The following is a 15,900-nucleotide window of genomic DNA, read 5'->3' as shown; positions in this document are numbered from 1 at the left end:
ATGCTGATGCCGGCTGCGGCGCTGCCGGCGCGCGTGTAGGTTAAGGTAGTGGGGATAGAGGACGGGAAAGCTCTCACCAAAACTAACTGTAATCCGATATCAGTGGAGTTTATCGACCTTTAGAGCGCTCGGATTCTGAGCAGCCGTAACCACTTCATCCACTTGGCTTTCTTCCTGTGTCTTATTATCACTCATTGGAGGGTCTTTAGGCTTCAGAGAAGCTTTAAGCCCGAATAGCCGCGTTTCCGCTTGGCGTCTTTGAGTGCATTATTATCGATGACGAGGTTGCCCGCGACGAAAGCGAAATTGAAGCGCGCCCCAGCGGCACCGCCACAATACCATAAGTCGACGGCTTACTATCAAATGCCAGGCGCCATTCGCGATGGCATTAACAAACAAGAGCACCGGGATATAATTATTGATTCCCAGATAAAAATGACCTGCGCTGGTCACTTTATTTAGGAATGAGGGTTCTCTAATACCTATCCGATTGAACTTGTGACTCGACGAAAAAAACAAGTTTTAATCTTTCTGGAATAACTCAATATCAACTTTTTGGGAATACTCAGCAAAAAGTACCATTACTTTACAAAAGGTTATGGGACGCGTAAATATATTAACGGGGCAGCTGACCCTACAAAGAATTTGTCGCAAGAACGACCTAAGCAAAAACAGCGGAAAGCAACACCCCAAAAGCAACTTATAATGTCTGAAATGCCTTGTTGGCACGCCATCGCTAAACAAATATTTCCTACCCAAACGGCGAGCGTAATACCCATAAGACAGGAGTTTCATGAAAGACATTTCCTTCCAAGTTGTCTTTAGCGACTGCCATAATTGAGAGAAAGGAAGGTTTGGTGCTAGTTCCACAAAAGCCTTAAACATAACGATGGTCATCGTTATAGCTAATACGACCGCTAAAATTATTGGTAAAGGCCCTATTGCAACTAAAAAAGGTAAAGCCACTAACATACCAGCGAGTTGCACTAGAGAAAAAGCAGCAAAGGAAATACCTACCGCCACAGAGAAAAGTGCGGCAAGCGGTAAATAGACATATTTTTTAAGATTTGAGAATTGTTCACGTTCACCCTTTTCATTTATAAATTCCGTTATTCTGCTGAGATTGGTCAGTTTCACTAAAAATTCCGGAAGCGATTTCGAAAAAAAACGTACATTAACTGCAAAACCAATAAGGCCTGCAATCACAACAATCGGTATAACCACACCTGGTAACAAAGCACCAGCAATTAATGCATAAATAGCACCACCTGTAAAAAATCCACAGGCTAATCCCGCGATAATCGCTACAGAAACACTTAGCGCCGCTATAAATTTCTGCGTTAGTGTTTTAAAAGAAGTGATCGCACTGGCTGCCTTTTTAAAGCGCTTCTCAATATCCTTATCCTCAGGTGATTCAAGGTCGGGATTAATTATTTTTAGCGCATGAAGCCACTGAGAGGTCAGATCTATTAACTGATTTCCACTTAGAACCGCAACATTGTCACTATCTTTTTCACGAACCTTTAATGCATCTGCTAAATTAATAACTTCAATGTTAAGTGCTTTGTGAATCGTTCTTCGAGTTGGTTTAGCCAGATCTTTTTTATATTTAAGCGCATGACGTTGTTTTTTATTTTCCTTGTTTTCCTTATTATCTCTACTTAATCCGCTGTCTTCCCAAGCTTCTAATAAGCAATGCAGGTTACATAATTTTTCCCATAATTCTTTGTCAGAGAGACTTTTCAGATTAGAGGGTTGGAAGGAAGAATGACCTAAGGAATACAAACGCTTAATATCCTTTTTAAAGTTCCCTTCGAAAAGCATATATTTTCTTAATGCAATAACAGATGGTTTCTCCGCGGAATCTTCAGCGCGCGAGCCTTCTCTCATCATACTGAGCAATTGCTTTAAGAAAGTTATTGGTTGCATAAGCACCCCTTATGTTTTATTTTCATCCTCCCTCTTATGTACGAGAAAATCTTTATAAGTGGGGATCGTCCTCACCTACTTTAATTGTATACGCTTTAACTTAAAGAAAAATTAAATCTGCTATTTAACCCCAGATAATCCACTTTGCCCTGCAAAACCCAGGCTTAAGGTTCACTAGAAATTGATAGTATTGTCCTATATAGTGGTACGCTTAATGACTTATGCACGAGGCTGTCCTTTTGTAGAAGTAGCGTTATAAATCACGATATTGTCCTATACTCTATGCCAAAAAATGTAAGGAGCAATCACTATGGCCGTCCATGAACTCGAAGGAATTATCAAACAACTTGCCACACCAGGAATAGCAAAAGGAATATTAGCTGCCGATGAAAGCCAGGCTACCATTGGAAAACGGTTTGCTAGTCTGCATGTAGAATCTACCGTAGAAAACCGCCGTAGTTATCGTGAGTTGCTTTTTACAACCCCCGGAATTGAAGCCTTTATTAATGGCGTTATTCTGCATGAAGAAACCTTAGGTCAACGAGACAAAGAAGGTATACTTTTTCCCGACCTATTAGCCGAACAAGGCATCGTGCCTGGGATTAAAGTCGATAAAGGGCTTATTGCGCTGAATGCAGAAGAAAAAATGACACAGGGTCTAGACGGTTTAGCTGAAAGACTCATGATCTATAAAAATTTAGGTGCTTGTTTTGCCAAATGGCGCGCTGTATTCACTATTTCCAATACGCTTCCTTCTTCCTTAGCCATAGCGGCAAACGCTCAAGCACTAGCGCGTTATGCCTATATTTGCCAAGATAATGGCCTCGTTCCGATTGTAGAGCCTGAGTTATTGATGGATGGCAGCCATAGCCTTGCGCGTTGCGCGGAAGCCACCGAAGCCACCTTACATGCCGTCTTTGAAGAACTACACAAGCATCAAATTCGGTTGAAATGCATGATACTTAAACCCAGCATGGTTATTGCCGGAAATCACCACACACCTCCCGCTAGTATCAATGAGGTTGCCCAAGCGACTCTAAAAATCTTACAACAAACTGTTCCTACAGACGTACCTAGCATTAACTTTCTTTCTGGTGGCCAGACACCCGAGCTTGCAACAGCGCATCTAAACGCAATGAATAAATTAAAAACCGCTAAACAACCTTGGCTGTTAAGCTTCTCTTATGGCCGCGCTTTACAAGAACCCGCCCTAAAGGCTTGGAATGGAAAAGCACATAACGTTAAGGCCGCGCAACGAGCGTTTTATAAACGTGCAAAATTAAATGCAGCCGCTTGCAAAGGACTCTATCAAACGACGATGGAAGCTGAAGACAAAGAAGCTGAGCCTGCTTTTGTTTAAAAAATTGTAAATATACTCACAGCAATGGATTTTTTGGCAAGGGGCCGCGAAAATGAAGCCACCGGAGTGTATATATGATACATGAGGATGGCGAGTTGAGCGGGAACGCCGCCAAAAATTCAAGTGCGAAGAGTATATAGAAGCAGCGATAATTACCCACTGCTTCTAATACTTCTAACTTATCAAACACTCTTTAAACAGTTATTTTATTATGGTTTTGATCAACTGTTTTTTTGCCAATCCCTTTAACTCGTATTAAATCATCCACTGATTTAAAAGGACCATTTTGCTCTCTATCAGAAATAATAGTTTGCGCCCGCTTCAAACCAACACCTTTTAATTCAAGCAATGTTTTAGCATCTGCCGTATTAATATTAACGCTCGCCGTAACTTCCTTATAATCTTGCGCAAGCAAACTCGCTGTTGATCGTTGTGCAGCAGGATAAGTAGGTGTGTCAATAGATTGATTTGCTAAAGCAGGCGTCCCTAATACTGAAACTAATAAAGTAGTTAACAACTAAGGATAAATACCCATAAAAACTCCTTTTTATACATTTTTCGATTGGGAGTTTTAGTTTAGAGATAAATAAAAAATGAAACCAAGTGAGTCGCTATGCTCCCGAAGAATTTCGGCCATCGTGTCCCCGAAATTCGTTCGCATGACGCGACTGAAATTAGGCCGCGATACGTCCTGCGTCCGGCACGCACTCACTCCTTCGGAGTTCATGCCCGTGCCTCCCACAAATGACTTTACGGCGTGATGCGTTTCCTGCTTCGCCCGTCAACGCACGCCTATCGCGGGCTCTTCGACTTCGCATTGCTTTCACAATGCTTTCCTGTCTCATCGCATGAATTAAATGGTAATACTTTTGTGAATAATTGAGAGGTACGCTTTTACGCCTTCAGCAACCGGCTTAAAAGATCCGGCATACCCTATCGCTTTTAACTTAGAAAGATCGGCTTGTGTAAAACTTTGGTAACACCCCTGCAACGATGCTGGAAAAGGAATATAGTGAATCTCGCCACGCCCATGAAAATCAATCACTGCCTGGGCCAGCGCATTAAAACTTTCACTATGCCCTGTTCCTGCATTATAAATCCCGCTTTTTTTAGACTTTAAAAACCATAAATTAATGTTCACTGCATCATCGACATAGATAAAGTCGCGTTGTTGTTCGCCATCGCCATAACCATCATTTCCTTGAAATAAGTTAATAATGCCCGTTTCCCTTAACTGCTGATCCGCATGCAACACGACGCTGGCCATGTTTCCTTTATGACTTTCACGAGGCCCATAAACATTAAAATAACGTAACCCTACTATCTGACTTTTCGCCTCTGGCAAAATATTTCGTACATACTGATCAAATAAATATTTGGAATAGGCGTAAACGTTAATTGGTTTTTCATATTGCAATTCTTCTTTAAAAACACTACCTACCCCATAAACAGAAGCACTTGAAGCATAAATAAATGGAACCTTCCAAGATAAACAATAATGTAATAATACTTTTGAATATTCAAAGTTATTTTCCATCATGTACTTCCCATTCCATTCGGTGGTTGTAGAGCACGCGCCTTGATGGAAAATAGCCTTTAATTTAGGAAAATACTTATTCTGTTTTATTTTCTCTAGAAAATCTTGCTGATCTAAATAATCTGCAACCCTGCAATCATTGATGTTTTTAAACTTAATACCTTCAGTGAGATCGTCCACAATAACAATAGGTATTTCAGGGTACTTAACATTTAACTGCTTAACCAAATTACTACCAATAAAGCCGGCGCCCCCTGTCACAATAATCATGAGCCACCTTCTTTAATTGCTGAAATAATACGGCTCGTAGAACAGCCTTCCACCATATCGATCAATTTAACTTGCCCCCCATACGCTTTGACTATTTTTGCTTCAGGCAGCTCTTTAAGTTGGTAATCTCCACCTTTAGCCCAAATATCCGGCAAAACTGATTTAATGAGCCGCTCGGGCGTTGCTTCACTAAAAGGCACTATCCAATCCACTGCGCTTAATCCAGCAAGTACTGCCATACGTTTTTCTAAATTATTAACAGGGCGCCCTGGGCCTTTTAATTGTGATACCGACGCATCATCATTGACAACAACAATCAGACGATCCCCTAAACGTTTTGCTTGCTCTAAATAAGCAACGTGACCTGCATGTAAAATATCAAAACACCCGCCTGTCATCACAATTTGCTCGCCATGTGCCTTTGCATCCTCGACAACGACCTTAAGCTCCGCCTCTGACAAAATACCTCGGTGAAAAGAGAATTGCTGCATTTGAATCGCACGTCTTAATTCCGCGGGGCTAACCGTCGCTGCACCCAGTTTTCCAACCACAATGCTTGCGGCGATATTAGCCAACTGTGCCGCCTGCACTAAATCTTTTTGTGTAGCCGCATAACTTAAAGCAAAACAAGCAATGACTGTATCGCCCGCGCCAGTCACATCATAAACTTGCTTGGCAAATGCTGGTAAATATATTTCCGGCGGATCTTTACGAATTAAGGTCATCCCTTCTTCGCCACGTGTCACTAACAAAGCCTGAAGATCGTGACTCTTTAAAAGCTTCAACCCTTTTTGCAATAAAGCTTCTTCGTCTTTACAAGGTCCTACGACCGCTTCAAACTCTAGCCGGTTGGGTGTTATTGCAGTAGCACCTTGATAGGATTCAAAGTCATTGCGTTTAGGATCAACAAAAACCGGTTTATTTGCTGAGCGCGCACACTGGATTAAATCTTGTACATGCGCCAAACAGCCTTTGGCATAATCCGATAAAATAACAACATCGGCATGCGCAAGACGTTGCTCAAATAATTTTTTTAATTGTGCGTAATCAAGTTGATAGTTGGGCTCCTCAAAATCAAGCCGTATCAACTGCTGATGCAAACTCAATACACGTAACTTTGTTGCTGTTGGTAATTCAGGCATGCGGCATAAATAACAAGCGACACCTGCGTCACTTAGTTTCTTTTCTAAACTATCTCCGGCCTGATCCTCACCACAGAAGCTAATTAAATCCACCTGCGCACCTAAACCGGCTATATTGAGAGCAACATTCCCGGCTCCGCCAGGACGCTCTTCGATGGATTGCACATGAACAATAGGCACCGGTGCTTCTGGCGAAATCCGCGACGTTGTACCAGACCAATAACGATCCAACATGATATCGCCGACGACTAAAGCACGAATAGAATTAAATGAAGGAACTTGAATTTTCATTAATATGTACTGTAGAGACTATTACCTAGTTTATGCGATAATGCCATAGAGTCTATTTTTGCTCCACTTTTTTGACATAAAGGTATCTCCCTATGACTGAAGCACGAAAAAAAGCCCTTAGCATCGCATTAAGTCAGATCAAGAAACAGCATGGAGAGGGTGCCGTGATGCGTTTGGGAGATTCGATTCAAGTACCTGTTGAAGCCATATCAACCGGTTCATTAGGTTTAGATATTGCTTTAGGCATTGGAGGATTACCACGCGGACGTATTATTGAAATCTATGGCCCTGAATCTTCTGGTAAAACAACACTCACCTTACAAACTATTGCCGAATGCCAAAAAAAGGGCGGAATTGCCGCGTTTGTCGATGCCGAACATGCATTGGATCCTATTTACGCGGGTAAACTTGGTGTCGATCTAGAGGACCTTTTGGTTTCGCAACCTGATACCGGTGAACAAGCCTTAGAAATCGTTGATATGTTAGTCCGCTCAAATGCGGTTGACATTATTGTTATCGATTCCGTCGCCGCACTAACCCCACGTGCTGAAATTGAAGGCGAGATGGGCGATTCACATATGGGTTTACAAGCGCGTTTAATGTCACAAGCTTTACGTAAACTAGCTGGAAATATTAAACGTTCTAATACACTGGTTATTTTTATTAACCAAATTCGTATGAAAATTGGTGTTATGTTTGGTAATCCAGAAACAACCACCGGTGGTAATGCGCTCAAGTTCTATGCGTCTGTACGTCTTGATATACGCCGTACTGGCGCAATCAAAAAAAGTGACGAAATCATAGGCAATGAAACACGGGTTAAAGTCGTTAAAAACAAAGTGGCTCCGCCCTTCAGACAAGTGGAATTTGAAATCCTCTATAACCAAGGCATCTGTAGGCTCGGAGAAATAATCGATCTAGGTACATCCAATGGATTAATCGATAAGGCTGGCGCTTGGTATAGCTTCCAAGGTGATCGTATAGGTCAAGGAAAAGAAAACGTAAAACAGTTCCTCAAAGATCGTCCTGAAGTACGGCAAAACTTAGAAACTCAACTACGTGAACTTTTAATCAATAAGCCTGTACCAACAACCACACCCGAAACAGCTGAAGCAGAAATAGCTGATTAACCTGGGCAATGGCGGGTAATAATACAATTTGCGGCAATGCGGATACACAAAAAGTCCGTTATGCCGCATTGAATTACTTAGGTAGACGTGAATACACGGAACTATCATTACAAAAAAAATTATTACAAAAGGGCTTTTCGGTTGAGATTACTCAAACTGTATTACAACAATTAATCCAGGAAGGATTGCTAAATGACATACGTTTTTGCGAAGCTTTCATTGCTAATCGCATTCGACAAGGCTATGGTCCTGTCCGAATCATTATGGAGCTACGTCAACAAGGTGTTAACGAAGAAATTGTTATTGCCCAGCTTCAACAACATGAATCGGTTTGGTTGGACTGCATCGAAAGAATGCTACAAAAAAAATTTTCATCGCCCCCTGAAAACTTAAAGGAAAAACACCGTCAAATTCACTACCTACAATACCGTGGATTTAGACTCGATCAAATAAAAAAATGTATCGCAAACAGTAAAATTTAATTATTTATTATGACAAACCTAACCGGTACTTTACCCCAATTCAGCAAGGTAAATCCTGAAACGATCGTTGCGGATTTAAAAAAAATATTAAAAAAAAATCGCGAAAATTTACCTTGTCTATTAACTGAAATAACCCCTCTAGACTGGAGTTTAATGGAGCGCCTTGAGGATCTAAATGATTGCCTACAACGCTTTTGGTCGCCCATTAGCCATTTACATGCGGTTAAACAAACGCCAGAACTACGCGAGACCTATAATAAGTGTCTGCCTCTGCTTAGCGCTTATAGTACAGAGCTCGGTCAAAATAAAACGCTTTACCAAGCGATTAAAACCTTAGCAAATAGTAACTATCACTTTGATTATGCACAAGAAAAGTGTCTACATAATGAATTACGCGACTTCCACTTGAGCGGCGTTGATCTTCCGGAGAAAGAACAAAAAATATATCGCGACATCCAAGCACAACTTTCCCAACTATCGAATCAATTTGAAGAAAACCTATTAGACGCCACAGCAAATTGGTCTAAACTGATTACTGATAAAGCTGAATTACAAGGGCTTCCCGATTATGTGATCGCTAGCGCCGAAAAAGCAGCTAAAGATAAAGACCTTAACGGTTATTTATTTACGCTCGACTATCCTTCGTATTTTCCTGTATTAACCCATGCTGATAATCGCGCATTACGCGAGACTTTATACAAAGCCTATATTACGCGCGCCTCTGAGTTCAATGATGCTCAATACGATAATGGTCCTGTTTTAGCAGACATCCTTAAATTACGTCATGAACTCAGTGAACTACTTGGCTTTGCTAATTATGCACAAAAAAGTCTTGCTTCAAACAAAATGGCGAAAAGCCCTGAAGAGGTCATCAGTTTTTTAGAAGAGCTGCTTGCCACAACACGCGCTAAAGCAAAAGCAGAGCGGAAAACCTTGTGTGAATTTGCTTATGCTTGCGACAAAATTGATACTTTAGAGCCTTGGGATAGCTTATATTACCGAGAAAAATTGAGAGAAAAAAACTTTGGTATTAGTGAAGATGCTTTACGCTGCTATTTCCCTGTAGAAAAAGTTCTGACAGGGCTTTTTTGCCTCATACATCGTTTGTTTGGTATGCATGTACAAGAAGTTAAAAACGTCGACGTTTGGGATCCTAGTGTACGTTTTTTCTCTATTACGGATGCACAACAACAATTGCGTGGTCAATTTTACTTAGATATCTATGCACGACCTGAGAAACGTGAAGGGGCCTGGATGGATGACTATCAATCGCGCCGCCGTTTAAGCAATGGAAAAATCCAAACACCGATTGCCTTTTTAACCTGTAATTTTTCACCACCCATCGATTCTACTCAGACTGCCTTATTAACCCACGAAGAAGTATTAACCTTATTCCATGAATTTGGACATGGTTTACAACACATGCTCACGCTGATTGATTATGAAGGAGTTTCTGGCATTAATGGTGTTGCATGGGATGCAGTGGAATTACCCAGTCAGTTTTTAGAATATTTTGCCTGGGAAAAACCTGTTTTAGATTTGATTAGCAGTCATTATCAAACCGGTGAACCACTCTCGGATAACTTAATTCAACAAATGCGTGCCGCTAGAAATTTTCAAGCGGGGTTACAATTACTAAAGCAATTAGAGCTTGCCTTATTTGATTTTCGTCTACATGCTGAATTTGACCCCAAAGAGGGATATTCGCAAATTCAAATATTATTGGATGGGATACGTGAACAAATTGATGTCTTCCCCGTCATTCCTTTTAATCGATTTCAACATGGCTTTTCGCATATTTTTGCGGGTGGTTACGCCGCGGGCTATTACAGTTATTTGTGGGCTGAAGTCTTGTCTTGTGATGCATTTTATAAATTCTTAGAAAATGGCATCTTTAATCAAGCAACCGGACAAGCGTTTTTAGAAACTATTTTAGAGCAGGGCGGTGCGGTTGATGCGGTAGAATTATTTAAACAATTCCGTGGGCGTGCACCTAAAATTCAGCCTTTCCTGGAAAGTTTGGATATTCGATAAATATTTTCACGGATAAAAAACACTACACTATCATTTCTAATCGTCTAGCTAAACTCGAGCTAAGCTTATTTTCTGGATCCCACTGTTGTTTAATGGCTAGCCACTCTGAATAACGTGGATACATTTTGCGAAACGCCTCTGGTTTTAAGCGTGCATCTTTCGCTAAATAAACACGTCCTCCGGCTTCAATAACCATTTCATCTAATTTATTTAAACAATCAAATAAACCTTGATTTAGAATGGGAATATCTAATGCTAAGGTAAAACCTGGCATGGCAAAAGATAAAGGCGCTGAGCTTTCTTTACCAAAACGTTTTAAAACCGCTAAATAAACAGGGTATTTTTCTGTATTTAACGTTTCTAATAGTTGTTTAGTAACTGCATATGCGGATTCCGTCGGAATAACACATTGATACTGTAAAAACCCGCGCTTACCGTACAATCGTGGCCAATGCACAATCTTATCCAGCGGATAAAAATAATCGCTATAAGACATTAAAATAGGCGATTCTTTTTTAGCTAATTGCTGATAATAATATTTATTAAAGGTTTTTATCAGTATTGGATGAAGCAATCCATTCGGTAAATAAAAAGGAAGTTTATACGTTTTACGATGATGCGCAATAAAAGGCGCGGGCTGTTGTTGTAACGGCAATTCAGCTACCTCGGCATGTTTGGCTCGCATAATAATGCTACGGCCTAAGGGTAAATTTAAGCCGTCTAACCATGCTACCTGATATTCATCTGATGTATTCTCTTGAGAAAGACAATCAAACGTTTCTTGTAAAGTATTTGTTTTCTTATGCTGTACAAGTAAATAGGCACTTTCAATAGGCTTAAGTTTTAGTGTCACAGTATCAATAGTGCCGGTTAAACCCATACCACCTATCGTTGCCCAAAATAATTCAGAATGAACCTGGACTGAGCATTGCATAGGCTCACCTTGTGTCGGTATCAATGCCAAGGACAATATATGTTGTCCAATAGAACCCTCTTGCTGATGATTTTTTCCATGCACATCGGCTGCAACACAGCCACCTAAAGTCACATGACTGGTTCCTGGTGTCACAGGCAAAAACCAACCACGTGGAACGATGAGCTCAAGTATTTTCCTTAGACTAATACCCGCTTCAACACAAAGGATGCCTTGTTGTTCATCAAACTCAAGAAAACGATCTAAACGCTCAGTTAAAATAACATGACCATCTTTATTTAAAGCCGCATCGCCATAACTACCCCCCAGACCACGTGCAATACCGCCCGATGTAAATACGGCTTCTAGCTCAGAATAACTTTCTGGACGCGATAAGCGCTTAGGGCGCTGATGTGGGTAGCGATTAAAACTCGTTTTATATTTATTATAGTGGTTCATAAAAATGGGCTCTATCCCTCAACTTCGACGGGCACCAACGTTTTTAAGCTTAACCCAGCCAATGCTTGGGTTAAATAGTCTCTGGTTGTCTTCGCATTGTCCATCTTTAAAACTTGCGCTAACAAGACTTTAGCCTGCCTGAAGCTAATGTGACGAATAACTGACTTTATTCGAGGAATCGAAAAAGAGTTCATACTCAAGGCATCAAATCCCATGGCGAGTAACAAAGGGATAGCCAAGGGGTCACTGGCCATTTCCCCACAAATACTCACTGGTTTTTGTGCTTGGTGAGCCGCTTCTACCACCTGAACCAATGCTTGCAGAACAGATGGCTGAAAAGGATCGTAGAGATTCGCTACCCGTGGATTATTACGATCTACGGCTAGCATATACTGGGTTAAATCATTGCTACCCACCGATAAAAACTCAACTCGCTCGGCCAAGGCATGCGCCTGATAAACGGCCGAGGGAACTTCTATCATAATCCCAATCGGTGGCTTGCACACATTGGGATCCTCACTCAATTCTTTTTCATAGGCTTGATTAATCAAACGTAAGGCATGATCAGCCTCTGCAACACAGCTAATCATGGGTAACATAATACGTAGATTATTAAGGCCTCGATTCGCACGTAACATGGCGCGAATTTGTATCAAGAAAATTTCTGGGTGATCCAGCGTTACACGTATCCCCCGCCAACCTAAAAAAGGATTATCTTCTTTAATGGGAAAATAAGGTAATGCCTTATCGCCTCCTATATCGAGAGTTCGCATGACCACAGGCCGAGGAGAAAATGCTGTTAATAATTGACGATATAAACCGTATTGTTCATCCTCGGCAGGAAAGCAATCGCGGATCAAAAAAGGCATTTCTGTACGGTATAAACCGATACCTTCTGCACCGGCCGTCAAAGAAAGATTAGCATCTGCCATCAATCCGGTATTAACCCAAAGTGAAATACTATAACCATCTAAGGTTTCGGCAGGAAGGTCGCGTAGGGCCTCCAAACTGTCAGAAAACTCACGTTGCTGCTCAATTAACGCAATAAAACTTTGCTTCACTAGTGCCGAAGGTGCCACGATAAGCTTTCCTTGAGCACCATCTACAATCAAGGTTTGTGTCTCTAGCTGGTTAACGGGTAAATTCTCTACCCCTGTGATAGCTGGAATTCCTAAGGAACGTGCAAGTATCGATAAATGTGAATGGCTAGAGCCTTTTACAGACACAATACCCACTAATCGACCCTCAGGAACCTCAGCTAAGGCAGAAGGAGAAACCTCTTCTCCGACTAAAATAGTTTTTTCAGGATAAAGAACCGGAGTAAGTTGTCCATGTTGTAAGTGCATTAAGATTCGACGGCCTAGATCACGCAAGTCGGCTGCTCTTTCACGTAAGTAATCATCATCAACTTTCTCAAATTGATGGACATGAGACGCTATCACTATTTGCAAAGCCGCTTGAGCCCATTGCTGGGTGTCTTGAATCACTTTGATAACTTCTTTTTCCAAGCTCGCTTTGTCTAAAATCATGAGGTAAACATCAAATAAAGCTTGTTCTTCCTCGGGCAAAACAGACAGCATATGTTTTTTTAAACGCTGTATATCATTTCTTGCTGATTTAAAGGCTTTTTTTAACTGGGTCACTTCTGCTGAGATATTCTTTACCTTTTTATGCGGAACGGCTTCCAAATCAGCAAATGGATAAGCCACCACAGCTTGGCCAACTGAAATACCAGGCGCACTGGCAATACCCTGAAAAATAATATCTGCTTGAACTTGTTCTTTATTTTCCTTAAAAGAAATTTCTCCGGTCGCTTCTGCATGGGCTAATACGCCACCTAATTGCGCTGCCATGGTAACTAAAAAAGCTTCTTCGGTTTCATCAAAGCAACGTTGCTCTTCTTGCTGCACGATGAGAACACCCAATAAAGCTCGATTATGAACAATAGGTACACCTAAGAATGCCTTATAACGTTCTTCCCCTATACCTTCGACATAAAAAAAATCACTGTGCTCAGGGGCATTATCAATATTGATTAACTCCCTCGTTCTACCAATTAACCCGACCAAACCTTGATCAAACGTCAAACGAACTTTCCCAACAGAACTGGGGTTCAAACCATCTGTTGCCAACAAAACATAGATCTTTTTATCATCCAATAAAAAAACGGTACAGGATTGCGTATGCAACGCCTCCCGAACTCGACTCACTAATATTTGCAAGGCTTGTTCAAAACGCTGTGCGCTACTAACTTCCTGAACAATACGACGAAGCACCTTCAACATAGGCAAACACCTAACCACTTATGATTTGAACCTAAAAGAGAGGGGTTATAACAGGAATAGCGCTATTCTTCGAGCGCTATACTCTTCGCACTTGAACTTTCGGTGGCGTTCCCGCTTAACTCGTAATCCTCATGCATCCTAAAGAAACGGAGGTTGCTTCTTTTTTGCGGCGCCTTGCCGAAAACTCCATTGCTGTGAATATCTCTTTCCTATTAAAAATCTAACCTAAATAACTTGTTTCACGTTTATTCGACTTTTTCTACCAACGTTGAACTATCCGCTAATTTATTCACCCTTTTTAGCTGTACGCTAGCGCCAGGAAGTGAGGTTGATAGCTCTTCTAATGCTCGGCGATAAACATGGCGTTTAAAAGTTATAACTTGTCTTATAGGGTACCAATAGGGCGCCCATCGCCAACGATCAAACTCCGGCGAACGTGTGACATCAAAACGAATTTTTTCAGGATCGCCAGTTAAACATAATAAAAACCATTTTTGCTTCTGTCCAATACATAAAGGTTGAACATGCGAACGTCTCAAATGGGGCGGCAACCAGTAATATAACCAATTTTTAGTGCCACCGAGTAACTTCACATCAGAATCTTCAAGTCCTAGCTCTTCATAAAGCTCTCTAAACAATGCCTGTTCAGGTGTTTCATCACATTGCATTCCGCCTTGAGGAAATTGCCAAGCGTGCTGGCCAATACGGCGCGCCCATAGAACCTGGCCGCAATCATTAGCAACAATAATCCCCACGCCTATACGGAAGCCTTCTGAATCAATCACACTACTCTCTCCACCTGAATTATGGCTTACATTGTTTCACAAAAATAATAGGGGGTAAACCGCGATAAAATTCATTTTACATTCTTTTAATGGATTGTGTTTATAAATCGACTGGCCGGTAAGAAATAAAAACAAGATGGGCAATAAAAACTTAAGGGGCTTACGATGAGACAGGAAAGCATTGTGAAAGCAATGCGAAGTCGAAGAGCCCGCGATAGGCGTGCGTTGACGGGCGGAGCAGGAAACGCATCACGCCGTAAAGTCATTTGTGGGAGGCACGGGCATGAACTCCGAAGGAGTGAGTGCGTGCCGGACGCAGGACGTATCGCGGCCTAATTTCAGTCGCGTCATGCGAACGAATTTCGGGGACACGATGGCCGAAATTCTTCGGGAGCATAGCGACTCACTTGAGAAGCAATCACTTTAATTTAGCGTATAGAATCATAACCATTTATGACGCCACCCTTAGAAAACACGATCTGCCAAAGCTGAATATCACGTGCCCTAAAAGCACCCGCACAAGCCAACAAATAGTATTTCCACAATCGAGAAAAGGAAGCATCATAATATTTTTGCAAAGAATCCCAATGTTCTGAAAAATTAGTATACCAAGTCATTAAGGTCCGATCATAATCAGCACCAAAATTATGCCAATCCTCCATCACAAAAAATCCTTCAGTCGCTTTAGCAATTTGTTGAATTGAAGGTAAAACCCCATTAGGGAAAATGTATTTATGAATCCATGGGTTAGGAAAATACTGTGATGTATTACTACCAATCGTATGCAGTAAAAATAATCCCTCTTTTTTTAAACAACGATGAATAATTTTCATATAACTAAGATAATTTTTAGGGCCTACATGTTCAAACATACCAATAGAACAAACACGATCAAAAGAACCCTGAATAGATCGATAGTCTAATAAGCGAATTTCTACAGGAAGGCCGCTACAAAAATCTTTAGCATACTGCTATTATTCCTTTGATACGGTAACGCCTAATACAGAAACATGGTAATTTTCTGCTGCATACCGACAAAAACTACTCCAACCACAGCCAATATCTAACACCTGCATCCCTGGTTTTAATTGTAACTTTTCACATGTCAACGCAAGTTTAGCTTGTTGCGCTGCATCTAAATTGTCAGCCTCTTTCCAACAACCACAACTATAAGTTAGATATTTATCTAACATCGTTTGGTATAATACGTTGCCCTTATCGTAATGCCGTATACCCACCTCAAACGCATGTGATTTAGCTTGTAAGTTCCAGCCACACATAAA

At 41.1% G+C, this 15,900-nt stretch carries 13 protein-coding genes and 1 pseudogene; 5 read left to right on the top strand and 9 right to left on the bottom strand.

Going from position 1 to position 15,900, the window contains the following annotated elements:
* Positions 1–522: 522 nt before the first annotated feature.
* Positions 523–1,929: a hypothetical protein gene (locus KX723_RS00680; RefSeq protein ID WP_218814220.1), complete on the bottom strand. Its 1,407-nt coding sequence runs from the start codon at positions 1,927–1,929 to the stop codon at positions 523–525.
* A gap of 310 nt (positions 1,930–2,239) precedes the next feature.
* Here KX723_RS00680 and KX723_RS00675 point away from each other — a divergent pair, with 310 nt between their 5' ends.
* Positions 2,240–3,289 (top strand): class I fructose-bisphosphate aldolase, encoded by a 1,050-nt coding sequence (locus KX723_RS00675; RefSeq protein ID WP_218814219.1) that lies wholly within the window; start codon positions 2,240–2,242, stop codon positions 3,287–3,289.
* Positions 3,290–3,482: 193 nt separating this feature from the next.
* Here KX723_RS00675 and KX723_RS00670 read toward each other — a convergent pair whose 3' ends face one another.
* The 4 genes from KX723_RS00670 to hldE form a co-directional block, all read right to left on the bottom strand.
* Positions 3,483–3,806 carry a ComEA family DNA-binding protein gene (locus KX723_RS00670; protein ID WP_343230281.1) on the bottom strand — a complete coding sequence of 108 codons (324 nt, stop codon included), beginning with the start codon at positions 3,804–3,806 and terminating at the stop codon, positions 3,483–3,485.
* Between the two features lie 157 nt (positions 3,807–3,963).
* Positions 3,964–4,134 (bottom strand): hypothetical protein, encoded by a 171-nt coding sequence (locus KX723_RS00665; protein WP_218813323.1) that lies wholly within the window; start codon positions 4,132–4,134, stop codon positions 3,964–3,966.
* Between the two features lie 8 nt (positions 4,135–4,142).
* Positions 4,143–5,096, bottom strand: coding sequence for an ADP-glyceromanno-heptose 6-epimerase (gene rfaD, locus KX723_RS00660; protein WP_218814218.1), 954 nt, complete (start codon positions 5,094–5,096; stop codon positions 4,143–4,145).
* Positions 5,093–6,529 (bottom strand): bifunctional D-glycero-beta-D-manno-heptose-7-phosphate kinase/D-glycero-beta-D-manno-heptose 1-phosphate adenylyltransferase HldE, encoded by a 1,437-nt coding sequence (gene hldE / locus KX723_RS00655; protein ID WP_218814217.1) that lies wholly within the window; start codon positions 6,527–6,529, stop codon positions 5,093–5,095. The genes rfaD and hldE overlap by 4 nt, the downstream gene beginning before the upstream one ends.
* A gap of 92 nt (positions 6,530–6,621) precedes the next feature.
* On the opposite strand from hldE, the gene recA reads away from it, so the two are divergent.
* Genes recA through KX723_RS00640 form a run of 3 tightly spaced genes read left to right on the top strand, consistent with a single transcriptional unit; the run spans position 6,622 to position 10,175 of the window.
* Entirely contained in the window at positions 6,622–7,659 is a 1,038-nt protein-coding gene (gene recA / locus KX723_RS00650; protein WP_218814216.1) for a recombinase RecA, read from the top strand.
* Between the two features lie 8 nt (positions 7,660–7,667).
* On the top strand, positions 7,668–8,141 hold the full coding sequence (locus KX723_RS00645) for a regulatory protein RecX (protein WP_218814215.1): 474 nt from the start codon (positions 7,668–7,670) through the stop codon (positions 8,139–8,141).
* A 9-nt stretch (positions 8,142–8,150) separates the two neighbouring features.
* Positions 8,151–10,175: a M3 family metallopeptidase gene (locus tag KX723_RS00640; protein WP_218814214.1), complete on the top strand. Its 2,025-nt coding sequence runs from the start codon at positions 8,151–8,153 to the stop codon at positions 10,173–10,175.
* Between the two features lie 22 nt (positions 10,176–10,197).
* Here KX723_RS00640 and KX723_RS00635 read toward each other — a convergent pair whose 3' ends face one another.
* The 3 genes from KX723_RS00635 to KX723_RS00625 form a co-directional block, all read right to left on the bottom strand.
* Complete coding sequence (locus tag KX723_RS00635; protein WP_218814213.1) at positions 10,198–11,547, bottom strand: FAD-binding protein; 1,350 nt, start codon at positions 11,545–11,547, stop codon at positions 10,198–10,200.
* An 11-nt stretch (positions 11,548–11,558) separates the two neighbouring features.
* Positions 11,559–13,832, bottom strand: a complete 2,274-nt coding sequence (ptsP, locus tag KX723_RS00630) for a phosphoenolpyruvate--protein phosphotransferase (protein WP_218814212.1) — start codon at positions 13,830–13,832, stop codon at positions 11,559–11,561.
* A 245-nt stretch (positions 13,833–14,077) separates the two neighbouring features.
* A complete protein-coding gene (locus KX723_RS00625; RefSeq protein WP_218814211.1) occupies positions 14,078–14,617 on the bottom strand; it encodes an RNA pyrophosphohydrolase in 540 nt (179 codons plus the stop codon).
* Positions 14,618–14,782: 165 nt separating this feature from the next.
* Between KX723_RS00625 and KX723_RS00620 the strand changes: the two genes are divergently transcribed.
* On the top strand, positions 14,783–14,953 hold the full coding sequence (locus KX723_RS00620; RefSeq protein WP_218813291.1) for a hypothetical protein: 171 nt from the start codon (positions 14,783–14,785) through the stop codon (positions 14,951–14,953).
* 92 nt (positions 14,954–15,045) lie between these two features.
* Here the strand turns inward: KX723_RS00620 and cfa are convergent.
* Positions 15,046–15,897: pseudogene (gene cfa, locus KX723_RS00615) on the bottom strand (cyclopropane fatty acyl phospholipid synthase).
* Positions 15,898–15,900: the final 3 nt, after the last annotated feature.

The organism is Rickettsiella endosymbiont of Dermanyssus gallinae (assembly GCF_019285595.1).
GTDB lineage: Bacteria > Pseudomonadota > Gammaproteobacteria > Diplorickettsiales > Diplorickettsiaceae > Rickettsiella_B.
Note: the sequence above shows the minus strand (reverse complement) of the source record. Positions and strands in the feature narration are given on the sequence as shown.

What these genes read in the sequence shown, in the direction of transcription:
- KX723_RS00665 (WP_218813323.1), bottom strand. Translation starts at nt 4,134, where the DNA reads ATGAGACAGGAAAGCATTGTGAAAGCAATGCGAAGTCGAAGAGCCCGC.
- ptsP (WP_218814212.1), bottom strand. Translation starts at nt 13,832, where the DNA reads ATGTTGAAGGTGCTTCGTCGTATTGTTCAGGAAGTTAGTAGCGCACAG.
- KX723_RS00645 (WP_218814215.1), top strand. Translation starts at nt 7,668, where the DNA reads ATGGCGGGTAATAATACAATTTGCGGCAATGCGGATACACAAAAAGTC.
- rfaD (WP_218814218.1), bottom strand. Translation starts at nt 5,096, where the DNA reads ATGATTATTGTGACAGGGGGCGCCGGCTTTATTGGTAGTAATTTGGTT.
- KX723_RS00675 (WP_218814219.1), top strand. Translation starts at nt 2,240, where the DNA reads ATGGCCGTCCATGAACTCGAAGGAATTATCAAACAACTTGCCACACCA.
- KX723_RS00635 (WP_218814213.1), bottom strand. Translation starts at nt 11,547, where the DNA reads ATGAACCACTATAATAAATATAAAACGAGTTTTAATCGCTACCCACAT.
- KX723_RS00620 (WP_218813291.1), top strand. Translation starts at nt 14,783, where the DNA reads ATGAGACAGGAAAGCATTGTGAAAGCAATGCGAAGTCGAAGAGCCCGC.
- hldE (WP_218814217.1), bottom strand. Translation starts at nt 6,529, where the DNA reads ATGAAAATTCAAGTTCCTTCATTTAATTCTATTCGTGCTTTAGTCGTC.
- recA (WP_218814216.1), top strand. Translation starts at nt 6,622, where the DNA reads ATGACTGAAGCACGAAAAAAAGCCCTTAGCATCGCATTAAGTCAGATC.
- KX723_RS00680 (WP_218814220.1), bottom strand. Translation starts at nt 1,929, where the DNA reads ATGCAACCAATAACTTTCTTAAAGCAATTGCTCAGTATGATGAGAGAA.
- KX723_RS00640 (WP_218814214.1), top strand. Translation starts at nt 8,151, where the DNA reads ATGACAAACCTAACCGGTACTTTACCCCAATTCAGCAAGGTAAATCCT.